Source organism: Bradyrhizobium sp. Kon37 (assembly GCF_055807535.1).
Genome location: NZ_JBVVOY010000010.1, coordinates 125,901 through 144,990, shown reverse-complemented (window position 1 = coordinate 144,990; position 19,090 = coordinate 125,901). Strand labels below are relative to the sequence as shown.

Sequence of the window (19,090 nt, the reverse complement as noted above, 5' to 3'; positions counted from 1 at the left end):
AAATTCTCTGTGCTGGCGTCAGGCTGCAGCGTTGTCCCGGCGCTGCCGGCCGCCGCGATCGCCGCCGCCACCAGTCTCACCTTCGGCCATTCTCTTGTCCTGGGCCATCGGATCGTGCTCGAGGATCTCACCCTTAAAGATCCAGACCTTGACACCGCAGGTGCCGAAGGTCGTGAACGCGGTCGCAACGCCGTAGTCGATGTCTGCGCGCAGCGTGTGCAGCGGCACGCGACCTTCGCGGTACCACTCCATGCGGGCGATTTCCGCACCGCCCAGACGTCCCGAGCAGTTGATGCGGATGCCTTCCGCGCCGAGACGCATCGCCGACTGCACGGCGCGCTTCATGGCGCGGCGGAACGCCACGCGGCGCTCCAGCTGCTGCGCGATCGACTCGGCCACCAGCGTCGCATCGAGCTCCGGCTTGCGGATTTCGACGATGTTGATGACGACGTCGGACGCGGTGATGTCCGCGACCTTCTTGCGCAGCTTGTCGATGTCGGCGCCCTTCTTGCCGATCACCACGCCCGGACGAGCCGAGTGGATGGTGACGCGGCACTTCTTGTGCGGACGCTCGATCACGATGCGGGCGACGGCCGCCTGCTTGAGCTCCTTGTGCAGGATCTCGCGGATCTTGACGTCCTCGTGCAGCAGCTTGCCGTATTCCTGCTTGCCCGCGTACCAGCGGGAATCCCAGGTCCGGTTGATGCCGAGACGCAGACCGATCGGATTGATCTTTTGACCCATCGTGTTCTCCTGCGTCCCTTAAGCCGCTGCTGCGGCTTCGACCTGACGAACGATGATCGTCAGCTGTGAAAATGGTTTGTAGACACGGCCCGAACGGCCACGGCCGCGGGCGGCAAAGCGCTTCATCACGAGGCCGTTGCCGACGAAGGCCTGCGCCACGACGAGATCGTCGACGTCGAGGTCATGGTTGTTCTCGGCGTTGGCAATAGCCGATTCCAGGCACTTCTTCACGTCAACCGCGATCCGCTTGCGCGAAAACTGCAGGTCGGCGAGCGCAGCAGCCGCCTTCCGGCCGCGAATGAGCTGGGCGACCAGGTTGAGCTTCTGCGGACTCACCCGCAGCATCCGGGCGACCGCCTTGGCCTCGTTCTCGGCGAGGCTCCGTTCGCGCTTAGGTTTGCTCATCGTTTAATCCTCAAGCCTTCTTGGCTTTCTTGTCCCCGGAGTGGCCATGGAAGGTCCGGGTCGGCGAGAACTCGCCGAACTTGTGACCGACCATTTCCTCGTTGACCGCCACCGGCACGTGCTTCTGACCGTTGTAGACGCCGAAGGTCAGGCCGACGAACTGCGGCAGGATCGTCGAGCGACGGCTCCAGATCTTGATGACGTCGTGACGGCCGGACGAGCGCGCGGCATCTGCCTTCTTGAGCAGAGAACCCTCGACGAACGGGCCTTTCCAGACTGAACGAACCATGTCCGGCGTTCCTTACTTCTTCCGCTTGTGGCGGCTTAGGAGAATGAATTTGTTGGTCGACTTGTTGGAGCGGGTCTTCTTGCCCTTGGTCGGCTTGCCCCACGGAGTAACCGGGTGGCGACCGCCCGAGGTACGACCTTCACCACCGCCGTGCGGATGGTCGATCGGGTTCATCGAAACGCCGCGGTTGTGCGGCTTGCGGCCCAGCCAACGGTTGCGGCCGGCCTTGCCGATCGACGTGTTCATGTGATCCGGGTTCGACACCGCGCCAATCGTGGCGCGGCAACGGCCGTGCACCAGGCGCTGTTCGCCCGAGTTCAGGCGGACGATCACGTAGTCCTGGTCGCGACCGACGAGCTGGGCGTAGGTGCCCGCGGAGCGGGCGAGCTGGCCGCCCTTCCCGATCTTGACCTCGATGTTGTGGATGATCGTGCCGACCGGCATGTTGCCGAGCGGCATGACATTGCCCGGCTTCACGTCGACATAGTTGCCGGCGACGACGGAATCACCGACGGCCAAACGCTGCGGCGCCAGGATATAGGCCTGGGTGCCGTCTTCGTACTTGACCAGCGCGATGAACGCGGTGCGGTTCGGATCGTACTCCAGCCGCTCGACCGTCGCGGGCGCATCGACCTTGTCACGCTTGAAATCGACGGTACGCAACGTCCGCTTGTGACCACCACCGCGGAATCGCACGGTGATGCGACCGGTGTTGTTGCGGCCGCCAGAGGAGTGCTTGCCTTCGGTAAGCGCCTTGACCGGCTTGCCCTTGTAGAGGGCCGAACGATCGACCATGACCAGCTGGCGCTGGCCCGGCGTCGTGGGATTGAATGTCTTCAGTGCCATCGTCGTACGACCTTACAGACCGGTGGTCACGTCGATCCGGTGACCCTCTTCGAGAGTCACGATCGCGCGCTTGGAGTTCGACTGCGAGCCGAGATTGCCGCGGAAGATCTTGGTCTTGCCCTTGCGGACCAGCGTGTTGACACTCTTGACCTTGACGTCGAACAGCTTCTCGATCGCTTCCTTGATCTGCGGCTTGGTCGCCTTCGCGGCCACCTTGAACAGCACCTTGTTGTGCTCCGAGGCGATCGTGGCCTTTTCGGTCACGACCGGCGACAGGATCACGTCGTAGTGGCGAGGCTCGATGTTCTTCGTCATTTGAAGCGCGCCTCCAGCGCATCGATGGCGGCCTTGGTCAGAACAAGTTTCCGACGGCGCAGGATGTCATAGACGTTGATGCCCTGGATCGGCAGCACGTCCATGTTCGGGATGTTGCGGGCTGCAGCGGCGAAGCCGTTGTTGAGCTCGGCGCCGTCGATGATCAGCGCGTTGGTCAAACCCAGACCGGAAAAATGACCGAGCAGCGCCTTGGTCTTGGCGGCTTCCAGCGCGGCCTTGTCGATCACGATGAGATCGCCGTCCTTGGCCTTGGCCGAGAGCGCATGCTTGAGCGCGAGCGCACGGACCTTCTTCGGCAGGTCGGTGGCGTGCGAACGCACCACCGGACCGAAGGCACGGCCACCGCCGCGGAACTGCGGCACGCGGGCCGAGCCGTGACGAGCACCACCAGTGCCCTTCTGCTTGTACATCTTCTTGCCGGTGCGCCAGATCTCGGCGCGACCCTTGGCCTTGTGCGTACCGGCCTGGCGCTTGTTGAGCTGCCACTGCACGCAACGTGCAATGATGTCCTGGCGCGGCTCGAGGCCGAAAATGGTGTCGGAAAGCTGGACCGAGCCGGCTTCCTTACCTTCGAGGGTGGTGACTTTCAATTCCATCTCACGCCTCCTGCGCAGCCGGAGCAGCGTCCGCTTCGCCAGCAACCTTGAACTTGCCGGGCTTCGGAGCTTCCTTAGGCAGCGGCTTCTTGACGGCGTCGCGCACGCGGATCCAGCCGCCCTTGGAACCGGGAACGGCGCCTTCGACGAGGATCAGACCGCGCTCGACATCGAGCTGGACGACCCGAAGGTTGAGCGTGGTGATGCGGTCGACACCCATGTGACCGGGCATCTTCTTGTTCTTCCAGGTCTTGCCCGGGTCCTGACGGCCACCGGTCGAACCGATCGAACGGTGCGAGACCGAGACGCCGTGGGTGGCGCGCAGACCGCCGAAGTTCCAGCGCTTCATACCGCCGGCAAAACCCTTACCGACCGAAGTACCGGTGACGTCGACGAACTGACCGACGACAAAGTGGTCGGCCAGGATCTCGGCACCGACGGGGATCATCTGATCCGCGGAGACGCGGAATTCCTCGACCTGCCGCTTCGGCTCGACCTTGGCGACCGCGAACTGGCCGCGCTCCGCCTTGGGCATGTACACGGTCTTGCGGCTGCCAGAACCAAGCTGGAGCGCGACATAACCGTTTTTCTCTTCGGTGCGGTGGCCTACGACCTGGCAATTGCCGAGCTTCAGCACGGTCACGGGGATATGTTCGCCGGCCTCTGTAAAGACCCGCGTCATCCCGACCTTTTGTGCGATCACTCCGGAGCGCATCGGCGTGCTTCCTGTTCTTTCTGTCCGCTAGTGGCGAACGTGATCCAAAAATCTTAGAGCTTGATCTCGACGTCGACACCGGCGGCCAAGTCGAGCTTCATCAAAGCATCGACGGTCTGCGGGGTCGGATCGACGATGTCGAGCAGGCGCTTGTGAGTGCGCATCTCGAACTGCTCGCGGCTCTTCTTGTCGACGTGCGGCGAACGGTTGACGGTGAACTTCTCGATGCGGGTGGGCAGCGGAATGGGTCCGCGGACCTGCGCGCCGGTGCGCTTCGCCGTGTTCACGATCTCGCGGGTCGACGTATCGAGGATACGATGGTCGAACGCCTTGAGACGGATACGAATGTTTTGGCCGTTCATTGCCGTGGTCTTTCTTCAGTGGGGTGGCGAATAGCGAATAGCGAATGTCACATTCGCTATTCGCCGATCCCTATTCTCGTAATTACTCGATGATCGAGGCGACGACGCCGGCGCCGACGGTACGGCCACCTTCGCGGATCGCGAAGCGGAGCTTCTCTTCCATCGCGATCGGCACGATCAGGTGCACTTCCATCGCGATGTTGTCGCCCGGCATCACCATCTCGGTGCCTTCCGGCAGATGCACGACACCGGTCACGTCGGTGGTGCGGAAGTAGAACTGCGGACGGTAGTTGGTGAAGAACGGGGTGTGGCGGCCGCCCTCTTCCTTGGTGAGGATGTAAGCCTCAGCCTTGAACTTGGTGTGCGGCTTGACCGAACCCGGCTTGCACAGCACCTGGCCGCGCTCGACGTCCTCGCGCTTGGTACCGCGAAGCAGCGCACCGATGTTGTCGCCGGCCTGGCCCTGATCGAGCAGCTTGCGGAACATTTCGACGCCGGTGACCGTGGTCTTCTGCGTGGCGCGCAGACCGACGATCTCGATTTCCTCGCCGACCTTGACGATACCGCGCTCGACACGGCCGGTCACGACGGTGCCGCGGCCCGAGATCGAGAACACGTCTTCGACCGGCATCAGGAACGGAAGGTCGACCGGACGCTCCGGCTGCGGAATGTAGGCGTCGACCTGCTTCATCAGCTCGAGGATGGCGTCATGGCCGAGCGTCTTGTCGGAATCCTCGAGGGCGGCGAGCGCCGAGCCCTTGATGATCGGGATGGTGTCGCCCGGGAATTCGTACTTCGAGAGCAACTCGCGGACTTCGAGCTCGACGAGCTCGAGCAGCTCCGGATCGTCGACCATGTCGCACTTGTTGAGGAACACGACGAGCGCGGGAACGCCGACCTGGCGGGCGAGCAGGATGTGCTCGCGGGTCTGCGGCATCGGACCGTCAGCGGCCGACACGACCAGGATCGCACCGTCCATCTGGGCGGCGCCGGTGATCATGTTCTTCACGTAGTCGGCGTGGCCGGGGCAGTCGACGTGCGCGTAGTGGCGGTTCTTGGTCTCGTATTCGACGTGCGCCGTCGAGATCGTGATGCCGCGCGCCTTCTCTTCCGGCGCCTTGTCGATCTGGTCGTACGCCGTGAACGTCGCGCCGCCGGCTTCGGCGAGGACCTTGGTGATCGCCGCGGTCAGCGACGTCTTGCCATGGTCGACGTGACCGATGGTGCCGATGTTGCAGTGCGGCTTGTTACGTTCAAACTTTGCTTTGGCCATTTGACTCTCCGTTCAATCGTCAGTTCGAGACCGACGACAATCAGGCAAACTTCTTCTGGACTTCTGCCGACACGTTGGCCGGCGCTTCTGCGTAGTGGTCGAACTGCATGGTAAAGGTCGCGCGACCCTGGCTCATCGAGCGCAGGTTATTCACGTAACCAAACATGTTCATGAGCGGCACCATCGCGTTGATGACGTTGGCGTTGCCGCGCATGTCCTGACCCTGGATCTGACCGCGCCGGGAATTCAGGTCGCCGATGACGGAGCCGGTGTAATCTTCCGGGGTCACCACTTCGACCTTCATGATCGGCTCGAGCAGGACGGACTTGCCCTTCTGCAAGGCTTCGCGGAATGCAGCACGCGATGCGATTTCGAAGGCGAGCGCCGACGAGTCGACGTCGTGATACTTACCGTCGACGAGCTGAACCTTGACGTCGACCACGGGGAAGCCCGCGACGACACCAGAGCCCATCACGCTGTTGAGGCCCTTTTCGACGCCGGGGATGTATTCCTTCGGAACCGCACCGCCGACGATCTTGGACTCGAACTCGTAGCCCTTGCCGGGCTCGTTCGGCTCGACCACGATCGACACTTCCGCGAACTGACCGGTACCGCCGGTCTGCTTCTTGTGAGTGTACTTGACCTCGGCCCTCTTGGTGACGCGCTCACGGAACGCCACCTGCGGCGCGCCGATGTTTGCATCGACCTTGTAGGTGCGGCGGAGAATGTCGACCTTGATGTCGAGATGGAGTTCGCCCATGCCCTTGAGGATGGTCTGGCCGGACTCCTGGTCGGTCGACACGCGGAAGGACGGATCCTCCGCAGCGAGCTTCGCCAGCGCCACGCCGAGCTTTTCCTGGTCGGCCTTGGACTTGGGTTCGATCGCGATCTCGATGACCGGCTCGGGGAATTCCATCTTTTCGAGGATCACCGCCTTGTCGGGATCGCACAGCGTGTCACCGGTGCGCGCTTCCTTCAGGCCAGCCAGCGCGACGATGTCGCCGGCATAGGCTTCCTTGATGTCTTCGCGGTTGTTCGCATGCATCAGCAACATGCGCCCGATGCGCTCCTTGCGGTCGCGCGTCGAATTGATGACGCCGGTGCCCGACAGCAGCGTGCCGGAATAGATGCGGCAGAAGGTGATGGTGCCGACGAACGGGTCGTCCATGATCTTGAAGGCCAACAGAGCCAGCGGCTCCTTGTCGTCCGGCAGGCGAACGACCTCGTTGCCGTCTTCATCGACGCCCTTGATGGCGGGCACGTCAACCGGCGACGGCAGATAATCGACGACCGCGTCGAGCAAAGGCTGCACGCCCTTGTTCTTGAACGCCGAACCGCACAATACCGGGAAGAACGCGCCAGTCAGCACGGCCTTGCGGATCAAGCGCTTCAACGTCGCCTCGTCCGGCTCCTTGCCGTCAAGGTAAGCGGCGAGAACTTCGTCGTCGAGCTCGACGGCGGCTTCCAACAGCTTCTCGCGATATTCCTTGGCCTTCTCGACCATGTCCTCGGGAATGTCGATGTCGACGAACTTGGCGTCGAGCTTCTCTTCTTCCCAGACCACGCCCTTCATACGAACGAGATCGACCAGACCCTTGAAGTTGTTCTCGGAGCCGATCGGAAGCTGGATCGCGATCGGCTTCGCGCCGAGGCGGTCGACGATATCCTGCATGCACTTGTAGAAGTCGGCGCCGGTCTTATCCATCTTATTGGCGAAGACGATGCGCGGAACTTTGTACTTGTCGCCCTGGCGCCAGACCGTCTCGGTCTGGGGCTCGACGCCCTGGTTCGAGTCGAGCACGCACACGGCGCCGTCGAGCACGCGCAGGCTGCGCTCGACCTCGATGGTGAAGTCGACGTGGCCGGGAGTGTCGATGATGTTGAGACGCTTGCCTTCCCAGAACGCGGTGGTCGCGGCCGAGGTGATCGTAATGCCGCGCTCCTGCTCCTGCTCCATCCAGTCCATCGTCGCGGCACCTTCGTGCACTTCGCCGATCTTGTGGCTCTTGCCGGTGTAATAGAGGATGCGCTCGGTGGTCGTGGTCTTGCCGGCATCGATATGCGCCATGATACCGAAGTTACGGTAGTTCTCTATGGCATGAACGCGGGGCATGGAGTGTTCCTTAGATTCCGTGTGTCGCCGTTACCAGCGATAGTGCGAGAAGGCGCGGTTGGCTTCCGCCATCCGGTGCACGTCTTCGCGCTTCTTGACGGCGTTACCCCGGTTGTTCGACGCGTCCAGGAGCTCCGCAGAGAGCCGCTCGGTCATCGTCTTCTCGTTGCGATCGCGCGCAGCCGAGATCAGCCAGCGAATGCCCAGCGCCTGACGGCGCACCGAGCGAACTTCGACCGGAACCTGATAGGTCGCGCCGCCGACGCGGCGGGAGCGCACTTCGATCGTCGGCATGACGTTCTCGAGTGCCTGCTCGAACACGCCGAGCGGGTTCTGCTTGGTCTTGCTTTCGATGAGGCCGAACGCGCCGTAGACGATGCCTTCGGCGACCGACTTCTTTCCGGCGTACATCACCGAATTCATGAACTTCGTGACGATGATGTTCCCGAACTTCGGATCGGGAAGCACTTCGCGCTTTTCGGCAGAATGGCGACGAGACATGGACCTGGTTCCCGCTTACTTCGGACGCTTGGCGCCGTACTTCGAACGGCGCTGCTTACGGTTCTTGACGCCCTGGGTATCCAGAACGCCGCGGAGGATGTGGTAGCGCACGCCGGGCAAGTCCTTGACGCGACCGCCGCGGATCATGACCACCGAGTGCTCCTGGAGGTTATGGCCCTCACCGGGGATGTAGCCGATCACCTCGAAGCCGTTGGTCAGACGCACCTTGGCAACCTTACGAAGCGCCGAGTTCGGCTTCTTCGGGGTCGTGGTGTAAACGCGCGTGCAAACACCGCGCTTCTGCGGCGACTGCTGCAGTGCCGGCACCTTCTTGCGCGACTTCTGCACTTCCCGCGGTTGAGCGATCAGCTGGTTGATCGTCGGCATCCTGGCATTACCCTTTGTGTTCTGCCGCGGCCCGTCACCGGGTCCGCAAATTCTTTCGAGCTACCCGCTCGACGAGGCCGTCTTGCGCGGAACAATCCGCACAAAGCGAAATCGCGCCAACCACCCATCAACGGGCGGAAAGCGCTTCGACGCCACAGAGGACCGCAGTAGTTGAACCGGTCAGCTTGAAGCTGCGGCCCGCGCACCGAGGTCATGCATCCGAATTCGATCTCGAGAGAACATGCTCACGAGACCTAAAATCGCACTGGCATTGCCTAGCTATGATCGACAGCGTTTGAGCGGCATTCGTCGAGGTTGGTGCCTGTCTTGGCGATCCCAAGGGATCAAACAGGTGGCCCGTTCCGACGTTGGCGATGCTCACCGCCTGTCGTTAAGTGAGGGGGTTCTATAAGTGGGTGTCGGTCAAGTCAAGGCGAAACGTCAGTCAGAAGCGCTTCCCGCGCCTGCCGAAATCGCTTCGCAGGGCCGCTCGCTGCGCCTTCGCGATATGGAAACGAGGAGCGCGTTCCGCCACCTCGAATCCTATTTATATCCGGGTTAAATATACTTTTGTAACCTTTGGCTAAGGCTTTCTTTCCGGTTGGAGCGCCAATGTGCCGCCTTGGGCAGAGATTAGCACCAGCGGTACACCGACATTGCCATTATCGGCGGGGGATTGTCCGGCTCGACCGCCGCCGCGATGCTCGGCCGTGGCGGCATTTCGACCATTCTGATCGATCCGCATGAGAGCTATTCGGCGGACTTTCGAGTCGAAAAACTCAGTGGTCACGTGCAGGTCGGGCGATTCCTGCAGACGGGAATCGCCGAATCGGTGCTGCGCCGCGCGACCTTTGTGGGCGAGAACTGGATCGCGCGCTTCGGCCGCCTTCTCGACAAGGCGCCAAGCCGGCAGTTCAACATCCTCTACGATTCCCTCGTCAACGCTGTCCGCGACGAAATTCCTGCCGGCGTCGAGCGCATCTGCGCCAAGGCCGTCTTGGTCGAGACAAGTGCGGAGCGGCAGAAGGTCACTCTCTCCAACGACGAGATGGTCTCGGCCCGGCTGGTCGTGCTCGCCAACGGCCTCAACGTCGGCCTGCGCCACCAGCTGGGAATCACGCGAAAAGTCGTCAGTGCCTGCCATTCGATTTCGATCGGGTTCGACGTGGTGCCCGCGGGACGGGACTCGTTCGACTTCCCGGCGCTGACCTATTTCTCGGAACGGCCGAGCGACCGCATCCCCTATCTCACGCTTTTTCCGATCGGGACGCGGATGCGCGCCAATCTGTTCGTCTACCGCAGCTTCGACGATCCCTGGCTGCTTGAGCTGCGCCGCGCGCCCGCGGAGACGCTGAATGCCGCGCTGCCACGGCTCAAGCGCATCACCGGACCATTCGACATTCCCGGTGAGCTGAAAATCCGCCCGGTCGATCTCTATGTGAACGATGCAAGCGGCCAACCCGGCCTCGTGCTGGTGGGCGATGCCTTCTCGACCTCCTGCCCGGCCGCCGGCACCGGGTGCGACAAGGTCTTCACCGACGTCGAGCGGCTCTGCAACCTCTACATCCCGCAGTGGCTGGCCTCCGACGGGATGGATACAAGCAAGATCGCCACCTTCTACGCAGATCCGGTCAAGCGGGCGTGCGACGATTGGTCGGCGGCGAAGGCGTTCGACTTCCGCTCGGTCTCGATTGCGACGAGCCCCTATTGGACGGCGCAGCGCTGGGCCCGCTTCATTGCCTGGTCGGTTCAGGGACTATTGCGGCCGCTTGGAGGAGCCTTCGATCTGGAGCCGAACTTCCTCGGTCACTCCTCCTCATCGTCCTCGTCGACGTCGTCTTCATCCTCGTCATCATCGCTGTCCTCGTCGACGTGAGCCGGCGCGCCATGCGGTTGGTGGATCTGGTCGTTCCACAGCTTGCGATAGGTGCCGTTCTTGGCGAGCAGTTCGGCATGAGAGCCGCGCTCGATCGCCCTGCCCCCTGAAATCACGATGATCTCGTCCATCTCGACCACCGAGGTCAGGCGGTGGGTCGACCAGATCATGGTGCGGCCCTTGGCAACCTTCAGCAGCGTGCGGTTGATCGCGGCTTCCGTGGTCTGGTCGAGCGCCGAAGTGGCTTCGTCCAGCAGCAGCACGGAGGGATTACGGATGACCGCGCGCGCGATCGCGATACGCTGGCGCTGGCCGCCCGACAAGGTATCGCCGCGCTCGCCCACCGGCGTGTCGTATCTTTGCGGCAGGCTCATGATGTAACGGTGGATCTCGGCCTTCTTGGCCGCCTCCTCCACCTCCTCGTCGGTCGCGCCCTCCTTGCCGAGCCGGATGTTCTCCCGGATCGACATGTTGAAGAGCATGTTCTCCTGGAACACCACCGCCATGCTCCGGCGCAGCGAATCCAGCGTCACCTTGCGGACGTCGACGCCGTCGATGGCGACGCGCCCCTCGTCCGGCACATAGAGCCGCAGGATCAGATTCAGCAGCGTGCTCTTGCCGGAGCCCGAGGGACCGACGATGGCAATGCGCTTGCCGACACTGAGCTTGAGACTGAGATTGTCCAGCACCGGCGTCTGGCTGCCTTCGTACTGGAAGGTCACGTGGTCGAAGGTGATGTCGTTGGTGATGCGCGGCAGATCGGGCGCGCCGGCACGATCGGCGCTGCGCGTGGGCTCGTCGAGCAGCTCCTGCATGTGACGAATCGCGGCTGCCGAGGAGATCGACACCGGGATGAAATGCATCACATGGGCGATATTGTAGGACACCTCCCAGAACGCGCTCTCGAAGGTGACGAAGGTGCCGATCGTGATCTGACCCTTGGTCGCCAGATACGCGCCGATCGCGAGCACGACGAGATGCAGGAGCAGCACCGAGATGGTGACCGTCCGCTCCACCATGGTCGACAGGAACGCCGCCGAGGCCATCTTGTTTCGCGTCTCGTCGTTGCGGAATTTGAAGAACCCGAACATCCGGCGTTGCAGGCTGAACGCCTTGATCACGGCCTGCGCCGCCACGTTCTCCTGCACCATGCCGAGCAGCGCGGACTCGTTGAGCTTCTGCTCGTAATTCGCCTGAACAGCCTTCGGTGTGAGCATGCGGGGACCGATCAGCGTGATCGGAAACACCAGCAGCGCAACCGCCGCGAGCTGCCAGTTCAGGAACACCATCAGGATGATGCCCGCGATCAACTCCAGGAACGGCAACGCCGCACTGTTGGCGAAGGTCTTGACCGAACCCTCGAAGGCCGCGAGGTCGACAGAGAAGCGCGACAGGATCTCGCCGCGCTTGGTGCGGCCGAAATAGGCCGCCGGCAGGTCCTGGACGTGCTCGAACAGTCGTTTGCGGACGTCGGAGATGATGCACGCTGCGAGTCTCGCATCCCAGCGTTCGTACCAGACCGCGACGATCGAGGTGAAGATGCCCGCGACCGCGAGCACGCCGAGGATCTTGTACAGCGCCTGGAAATCCTCCTCGCCGAGCGCGTCGTCGATCAGGTACTTCAGGCTGAGCGGCATGATGACGTTGAAGAGCGTCTCGACGAAGACGCCGAACGCCACGAAGGACAGCATCTGCTTGTAGTTGACCAGGAAGGGTTTGACGAAGCCCAGGATGGTCGCGAGCGCGCCGGCGGCTTCGCGCGCGGTAAAGACGACGAGGTCCTCGTCCTCATCATCGTCATCGAGCTCCAGCCCGCCATCCTCCTCGTCTTCATCGTCCTCGTCGTCTTCGAGGTCCGGCTTGACGGTGGGGGCAAGCTTGTCGTCGAGCTCGGCCGCCTCTTGCGCGGCGAGCTTCTGTTTGTCGGGCGGGAGGGGCTTGGACGCCATGAAACCAACCGATGCTGACGGCCGGCATGACCGTAGAGAAAGAAGGAAATAGCGGAAACCGCTATTGCATCGATTCTATGCGATCAGGATGAATTCGGCAAAACAATTGGCGAAGGCGGCCGTTTCAGGCGGCTAGTCGTTTTCCTCGTCCTCGACCTTGTCAAAAAAGGAATAGCGCAGGGAATCGGCGTCGGCGTACCACTGGCCCGGGCCCTTGTTGGCGGCGAGCGTCGTCTCCCAGAGCGCGTCCGTGCAGTCCTTGCGGTGCATCGACAGCTCGAAACCGTTGCCGAAGAACAGTTCGGACCATTCCCACCAGGTGCCGAGCTTCTTGACGCCGCGCAGAAGGTCGTAGCGGTCGATCAGTGCCGGCGCCATGTCCGAGGTGACCGAGCCGAACACGAGGCCGGTCTTGACCACACGGTTCAGCTCCCTGATCGCACGGACCACCTGCTTCGGGGAAACATGGCAGAGGCTGGTCTCGAACACGAAGTCGAACGCGCCGTCCTTGAACGGCATGTCGGTGATCGAACCGAGCTTGTTGTACTTTTTCAGCGCCTTCGGCGTTCTGGCGTGAATGGCGCGGTTGTTCTCGATGCCGAAGGCATCGATGCCGCGATCGCGCAGCGCGCCGACAAGCTCGCCGCTGGCCGAGCCCGCGATCAAGAGCTTCGTGCCTTTGGCCTTGCCCCAGACAATGCCGATCAGTTTTGTGAGATAGTCGGGATCGGTGAAGTGTTGCCACACTTCGCTGTAGGGACCCTGGCCGCGATAATTGTCAAAATAGTCGCGATCGATCTTGTCCGAGAGCGGCTTGTCGTCCTGCGAACGCTCGCGGCGCAGGCGCATCATCTCGGTCAAGATGATGTCGGTCGCCGCGTCCGAGGAATCGAGCAGGCCGTTCAGCGTCGAGTCGAACAGATAGTCGCCGACCACCACGATTCCGGGATGTTCCTTCGGCTCCGGCCGGTGATTGGTCATGACATCGCGCACGGGCAAGCCGCCCGGAATCGCGTTCACCGACGACAGCCAGCGGTGGATCTTGCCTTCCATGAAATGGGCGCGCGCATCGCCGAGCGATGCCGGCAGCGATTTCAGCGCGGCATCGATCAGCTCCTGGTCGGAGAGATTCGCAAAGGCCAGCGCGTCGGAGCCCGGAATCAGCCAGTTCAGTACGCCGTGCTTGCCCACATCATGGCGCGCGCCCTCGTTGTAGACACAGCAACCGCCAAAGGCTTCCGACATGAACCAGGCGCCGGCAATCTTGTCGCCCCAGAACGGGGTGTCGAACAGGATCGAGACACGCAAATAGTGCGCGGGGCGGTCGAAGTACGAGACGTGCTTGACCATCGACTTGCGGAGCTGTTCGCCCTCCCAGCCGACGGTCCCGAGCCAGGAATGCGGCAAGCAGACCAGCACAAGGTCGAAGTCGCGCGTCTCCGGCCCCTTACCGTTCATCATCTTGAGCTGATAGCGGCCGGTCGGCGCCTTGCCGACCGTGAGGATTCGGTGATTGAGCTGGATGTCGGCATTGACCTCGGACTGGAGGCACTCGATGAGCTGCTCGTTGCCGTTCTGGATGGAATAGAGGCCGATGTAGCCGTCGACATCCATCAGGTAGTTCTTGAGCGCGTTGAGCCCGTTGGTGTTGTGGCTCTCGGTCGCGAGGTCCGAGCGCGCCATCACCTTGAAGAATCGCTTCGCGGTTTCGTCCTCGACCTCCTCGTCGAGCACCTGTTCGGCGGTCTTGTAGGCCCAGGGATTCTCGTTGTCGTGCGCGCCGACACCCTCGTAATACTCGATCGGCGTCATCGCCTCGGCGCAGCGCTTACGGAACGCCTCGATCGCGGCTGCGGTCTTGGCACCGTATTTGCGGCGCATGCCCGCGACGTCGTTGAGGAGCTCGCCGCCGAACTGCACCTGCTCGGCATCCATCGGAATGGTCTGCAAGCCGAAATGCTGGATCAACTCGCGCAACGGATCCGGCCCGGTCATCGAGTAGTCGTAGATCTCGGCAACGCCGGCCTCGTACATCGCGGGCGCGGAATCGAATTTGCGCGTGACGATCTTGCCGCCGAGCCGGTCGGATGCCTCGTAGATGGTGACGCGGCAGAGGTCGCCGAGCTTACGCTTCAGATACCAAGCGCTCATCAGCCCGCCGGGGCCGCCGCCTACGATTGCGAGATCAAGCATGAGAATTCCGTGGTCTCCGGCCCGCCCCCTTCACGGGACCACCGGTCTAAGCTCTCCTAGCAGAAGCGCTTTTGCGCCTGAAGGAAAGATGAACAAAGGTTGATCCTGCACCGCAACAGGGAAACAAAGCAGCAAAAAGGCCGGCTTTCGCCGGCCTTTTCAGTGTCCTCGGTATTCCTACGGATGAACGATCATTCCGCAGGTGGCAGCGCCATCGGCTCCACTTCCGGCGCCGGCGGCACGACCGCCGCCTGCTTTTCGCGCTCGTCGAGGATCATCTTGTCGCGCTTCACGGCGACTTCGCGGATCTTCGCCATGGAGGCGCCGGTGCCTGCCGGAATCAGCCGGCCGACGATGACGTTCTCCTTGAGGCCTTCGAGCGGATCGACCTTGCCGTTGACCGCCGCTTCCGTGAGGACGCGGGTGGTCTCCTGGAACGAGGCCGCCGAGAAGAAGGAGCGGGTCTGAAGGCTCGCCTTGGTGATGCCGAGCAGAACCGGCGTTCCCGTGGCGATCTTCTTGCCCTCTTCCTTGGCCTTCGCGTTGATCTGGTCGAACTCGATCTTGTCGATCTGCTCGCCCGAGATCATGTCCGTGTCGCCCTGGTCGGTGACTTCCACCTTCTGGAGCATCTGACGGACGATCACCTCGATGTGCTTGTCGTTGATGAGCACGCCCTGGAGCCGGTAGACCTCCTGGATCTCGTTGACCAGATAGGCCGCGAGCTCCTCGATGCCCTTGACCGCCAGAATGTCGTGCGGCGCCGGATTGCCTTCCACGATGAAGTCGCCCTTTTCGACGACGTCGCCGTCCTGAAGGTGGATGTGCTTGCCCTTCGGGATCAGGTACTCGCGCGCCTCGTCGGTCTTGTCCATCGGCTCGATCGAGATGCGACGCTTGTTCTTGTAGTCGCGCCCAAACCGGATGGTGCCCGCGATTTCGGCGATGATCGCCGCATCCTTCGGACGCCGAGCCTCGAACAATTCCGCCACCCGCGGCAGACCGCCGGTGATGTCGCGCGTCTTGGCGCTTTCGGTCGAGACACGGGCGAGAATGTCGCCGGCCTGGACCTTGGCTCCGACATCGACCGACAGAATGCCGTCGACCGACAGCATGTAGCGAGCATCGCCGCCACGGGCGAGCTTGAGCACCTTGCCGTCCTTGCCCTTGATCACGATGGCGGGACGCAGGTCCCCGCCGCCGCGCATCGAGCGCCAGTCAATGACCACGCGCTTGGCAATACCGGTGGCCTCGTCGAGCGTTTCCGAGATCGACTGTCCCTCGACCAGATCCTCGAAGCCGATGGTGCCTTCGACCTCGGTGAGGAGCGGACGGGTGTAGGGATCCCATTCGACGATACGCTGGCCGCGCTTGACCATGTCGCCCTCGTCGACGTGCAGGCGCGAACCGTACTGAATACGGTGCGTCGCACGCTCGGTGCCGTCGGCATCGACGATCGCGATCACCATGTTGCGAACCATCGCGACCAGGTGGCCGTCGCTGTTGCGGGCGATGGCCTTGTTCCTGATCACGATCTTGCCGTCGAAGTTGGATTCGACGAAAGATTGCTCGTTCAGCTGCGCCGCACCGCCGATGTGGAAGGTGCGCATGGTGAGCTGGGTGCCAGGCTCGCCGATCGACTGCGCCGCGATGACGCCGACCGCTTCGCCGTGGTTGACCGGCGTGCCGCGAGCGAGATCGCGGCCGTAGCACTTGCCGCAGATGCCGTTGACGAGCTCGCAGGTCAGCGCCGAGCGGATCTTCACCTCCTGGACGCCGCCCTGATGGATGGCATCCAGATGGCTCTCCTCCATCAGCGTACCGCGCTTGAAGATCACCTTGCCCGTGCTGTCACGCACGTCTTCGCAGGCCGTGCGTCCGAGGATGCGCGAGCCGAGCGAAGCGACCACGGTGCCGGCATCGACGATGGCGCGCATCTTGATGCCGAGCTTGGTGCCGCAATCGTCCTGCGTGATGATGCAGTCCTGCGCGACGTCGACGAGACGACGGGTCAGGTAGCCGGAGTTCGCGGTCTTCAACGCGGTGTCCGCGAGGCCCTTGCGGGCGCCGTGGGTCGAGTTGAAGTACTCGAGCACCGAGAGGCCTTCCTTGAAGTTCGAGATGATCGGCGTCTCGATGATCTCGCCCGACGGCTTGGCCATCAGGCCGCGCATGCCGGCGAGCTGGCGCATCTGGGCCGGCGAACCGCGGGCACCGGAGTGAGCCATCATGTAAATCGAGTTGATGTCGGCATCCGCCCCGCTCGCCGTCTTCTTGGTCGAGGAGATCTCCTTCATCATCGCCTTGGCGATTTCTTCCGTGGCCTTCGACCAGGCGTCGACGACCTTGTTGTACTTCTCGCCATGGGTGATCAGACCGTCGTTGTACTGCTGCTCGAAATCCTTCGCCAGCGTACGGGTGGTCTCGACGATCTTCCACTTGGAGTGCGGCACGACCATGTCGTCCTTGCCGAACGAGATGCCGGCCTTGAACGCGTTGTAGAAGCCGAGCGCCATGATGCGGTCGCAGAAGATCACCGTCTCCTTCTGACCGCAGTGGCGGTAGACCTGGTCGATGACGCCGGAGATCTCGCGCTTGGTCATCAGCTTGTTGATGATCTCGTAGGGAACACGCGGGTTCTTCGGCAGCAGATTGCCCAGCATGACGCGGCCAGCGGTGGTCTCGATCCAGCGCTTGGAGATCTTGCCGGTATCGTCGATGCCTTCCCACCGGTACTTGATCTTGGTGTGGAGGTGGATGACCTTCGCGTGCAGCGCGTGCTCGAGCTCCGCCATCTCGCCGAAGATCTTGCCCTCGCCGGGCAGGCCTTCGCGCATGATAGAGACGTAGTAGAGACCGAGCACGATGTCCTGCGACGGCACGATGATCGGCTGGCCGTTCGCCGGATGCAGGATGTTGTTGGTCGACATCATCAGGACGCGCGCTTCCAGCTGCGCTTCTAGCGACAGCGGGACGTGCACGGCCATCTGGTCGCCGTCGAAGTCGGCGTTGAACGCGGCGCAGACCAGCGGGTGGAGCTGGATCGCCTTGCCCTCGATCAGCACGGGCTCGAACGCCTGGATGCCGAGGCGATGCAGCGTCGGTGCGCGGTTGAGCAGCACCGGATGCTCGCGGATGACCTCGTCCAGGATGTCCCAGACCTCGGGCCGCTCCTTCTCGACCAGCTTCTTGGCCTGCTTCACGGTGGTGGACAGGCCCTTGGCGTCAAGCCGCGAGTAGATGAACGGCTTGAACAGCTCGAGCGCCATCTTCTTCGGCAGGCCGCACTGATGCAGGCGCAGCTCGGGACCGACCACGATCACCGAACGGCCCGAATAGTCGACGCGCTTGCCGAGCAGGTTCTGACGGAACCGGCCCTGCTTGCCCTTGAGCATGTCGGCGAGCGACTTCAGCGGACGCTTGTTGGCACCGGTGATGACGCGGCCGCGGCGGCCGTTGTCGAACAGCGCGTCGACGGCCTCCTGAAGCATGCGCTTCTCGTTGCGGATGATGATGTCCGGCGCGCGCAGCTCCATCAGCCGCTTCAAGCGGTTGTTGCGGTTGATGACGCGGCGGTAGAGGTCGTTGAGGTCCGAGGTCGCGAAGCGGCCGCCGTCCAGCGGCACCAGCGGACGCAGGTCTGGCGGAATCACCGGGACCACGGTCATGATCATCCATTCCGGCTTGTTGCCGGAGTGGCGGAACGCTTCCACGATCTTCAGGCGCTTGGCGAGCTTCTTGTGCTTGATGTCGGAGTCGGTCTCCTGCATCTCCGCGCGCAAGGTCAGCTCGAGCTTCTCGAGATCCATGCCCTTGAGCAGCTCGCGGATCGCTTCCGCGCCGATCATGGCGGTGAAGGAATCCTGGCCGTATTCGTCCTGCGCCTTCAGATACTCGTCTTCCGACAAGAGCTGACGGTCCTTCAGCGCGGTGAGGCCCGGCTCGAGCACGACGTAATATTCGAAGTAGAGGATCCGTTCGAGATCCTTCAACGTCATGTCGAGCAGGAGGCCGATGCGCGAGGGCAGCGACTTCAGGAACCAGATGTGGGCGACGGGAGCCGCGAGCTCGATATGGCCCATGCGCTCGCGCCGGACGCGCGACAGCGTGACTTCGACCGAGCACTTCTCGCAGATGATGCCCTTGTACTTCATGCGCTTGTACTTGCCGCACAAGCACTCGTAGTCCTTGATCGGCCCGAAGATGCGGGCGCAGAACAGACCGTCGCGCTCGGGCTTGAAGGTACGGTAGTTGATGGTTTCCGGCTTCTTGATCTCGCCGTACGACCAGGACAGAATCTTCTCGGGGCTCGCGATCGATATCCGGATCTGGTCGAAGACCTGAGCCGGCGTCGTCGGATTAAAGAGATTCATAATTTCTTGGTTCATCGTCTTCTCCTCGCGTGCCGGTCGCCTCCGGCAGCAAATTCGAAAATCACTATGCGGGGCGCCCTGCCCTCGCGACTCCAGGACTGGGCGCCGATGCCCGGCCATTCAGGCCGGGCA

Annotated in this window: 16 protein-coding genes; 1 reads left to right on the top strand and 15 read right to left on the bottom strand. The window is 62.6% G+C overall.

The features are described 5' to 3' along the window. Window positions 1–18: 18 nt before the first annotated feature. The 12 genes from rpsC to rpsL form a co-directional block, all read right to left on the bottom strand. Window positions 19–744 (bottom strand): 30S ribosomal protein S3, encoded by a 726-nt coding sequence (gene rpsC, locus AC0L3J_RS20325; RefSeq protein ID WP_007603023.1) that lies wholly within the window; start codon window positions 742–744, stop codon window positions 19–21. An 18-nt stretch (window positions 745–762) separates the two neighbouring features. Further along, window positions 763–1,149 (bottom strand): 50S ribosomal protein L22, encoded by a 387-nt coding sequence (rplV, locus tag AC0L3J_RS20320; RefSeq protein WP_007603022.1) that lies wholly within the window; start codon window positions 1,147–1,149, stop codon window positions 763–765. A gap of 10 nt (window positions 1,150–1,159) precedes the next feature. Then, entirely contained in the window at window positions 1,160–1,438 is a 279-nt protein-coding gene (rpsS, locus tag AC0L3J_RS20315) for a 30S ribosomal protein S19 (protein ID WP_007603021.1), read from the bottom strand. Between the two features lie 12 nt (window positions 1,439–1,450). Beyond that, complete coding sequence (gene rplB, locus AC0L3J_RS20310) at window positions 1,451–2,284, bottom strand: 50S ribosomal protein L2 (RefSeq protein ID WP_007603020.1); 834 nt, start codon at window positions 2,282–2,284, stop codon at window positions 1,451–1,453. Window positions 2,285–2,296: 12 nt separating this feature from the next. Next, complete coding sequence (locus AC0L3J_RS20305) at window positions 2,297–2,599, bottom strand: 50S ribosomal protein L23 (RefSeq protein WP_007603019.1); 303 nt, start codon at window positions 2,597–2,599, stop codon at window positions 2,297–2,299. Further along, a complete protein-coding gene (rplD, locus tag AC0L3J_RS20300; RefSeq protein ID WP_007603018.1) occupies window positions 2,596–3,216 on the bottom strand; it encodes a 50S ribosomal protein L4 in 621 nt (206 codons plus the stop codon). Before rplD ends, AC0L3J_RS20305 begins: the two co-directional genes overlap by 4 nt. A gap of 1 nt (window position 3,217) precedes the next feature. After that, window positions 3,218–3,931: a 50S ribosomal protein L3 gene (gene rplC, locus AC0L3J_RS20295; RefSeq protein ID WP_007603016.1), complete on the bottom strand. Its 714-nt coding sequence runs from the start codon at window positions 3,929–3,931 to the stop codon at window positions 3,218–3,220. A gap of 53 nt (window positions 3,932–3,984) precedes the next feature. Next, window positions 3,985–4,293, bottom strand: a complete 309-nt coding sequence (gene rpsJ, locus AC0L3J_RS20290) for a 30S ribosomal protein S10 (RefSeq protein ID WP_002712302.1) — start codon at window positions 4,291–4,293, stop codon at window positions 3,985–3,987. 82 nt (window positions 4,294–4,375) lie between these two features. Continuing rightward, on the bottom strand, window positions 4,376–5,566 hold the full coding sequence (tuf, locus tag AC0L3J_RS20285; protein WP_018456453.1) for an elongation factor Tu: 1,191 nt from the start codon (window positions 5,564–5,566) through the stop codon (window positions 4,376–4,378). A gap of 40 nt (window positions 5,567–5,606) precedes the next feature. Then, entirely contained in the window at window positions 5,607–7,679 is a 2,073-nt protein-coding gene (fusA, locus tag AC0L3J_RS20280) for an elongation factor G (RefSeq protein ID WP_027518591.1), read from the bottom strand. 30 nt (window positions 7,680–7,709) lie between these two features. Further along, window positions 7,710–8,180, bottom strand: a complete 471-nt coding sequence (rpsG, locus tag AC0L3J_RS20275) for a 30S ribosomal protein S7 (protein WP_007603009.1) — start codon at window positions 8,178–8,180, stop codon at window positions 7,710–7,712. Window positions 8,181–8,195: 15 nt separating this feature from the next. Continuing rightward, entirely contained in the window at window positions 8,196–8,567 is a 372-nt protein-coding gene (gene rpsL / locus AC0L3J_RS20270; RefSeq protein WP_007603006.1) for a 30S ribosomal protein S12, read from the bottom strand. A gap of 700 nt (window positions 8,568–9,267) precedes the next feature. Between rpsL and AC0L3J_RS20265 the strand changes: the two genes are divergently transcribed. After that, entirely contained in the window at window positions 9,268–10,443 is a 1,176-nt protein-coding gene (locus AC0L3J_RS20265) for an FAD-dependent oxidoreductase (RefSeq protein ID WP_473348226.1), read from the top strand. Here AC0L3J_RS20265 and AC0L3J_RS20260 read toward each other — a convergent pair. The 3 genes from AC0L3J_RS20260 to rpoC form a co-directional block, all read right to left on the bottom strand. Next, entirely contained in the window at window positions 10,374–12,392 is a 2,019-nt protein-coding gene (locus tag AC0L3J_RS20260; RefSeq protein WP_473348176.1) for an ABC transporter ATP-binding protein, read from the bottom strand. The genes AC0L3J_RS20265 and AC0L3J_RS20260 overlap by 70 nt on opposite strands. Before the next feature lie 132 nt (window positions 12,393–12,524). Next, a complete protein-coding gene (locus tag AC0L3J_RS20255; RefSeq protein ID WP_473348175.1) occupies window positions 12,525–14,585 on the bottom strand; it encodes an FAD-dependent oxidoreductase in 2,061 nt (686 codons plus the stop codon). A 191-nt stretch (window positions 14,586–14,776) separates the two neighbouring features. Continuing rightward, window positions 14,777–18,973 carry a DNA-directed RNA polymerase subunit beta' gene (gene rpoC, locus AC0L3J_RS20250; RefSeq protein WP_456769430.1) on the bottom strand — a complete coding sequence of 1,399 codons (4,197 nt, stop codon included), beginning with the start codon at window positions 18,971–18,973 and terminating at the stop codon, window positions 14,777–14,779. Window positions 18,974–19,090 lie beyond the last annotated feature (117 nt).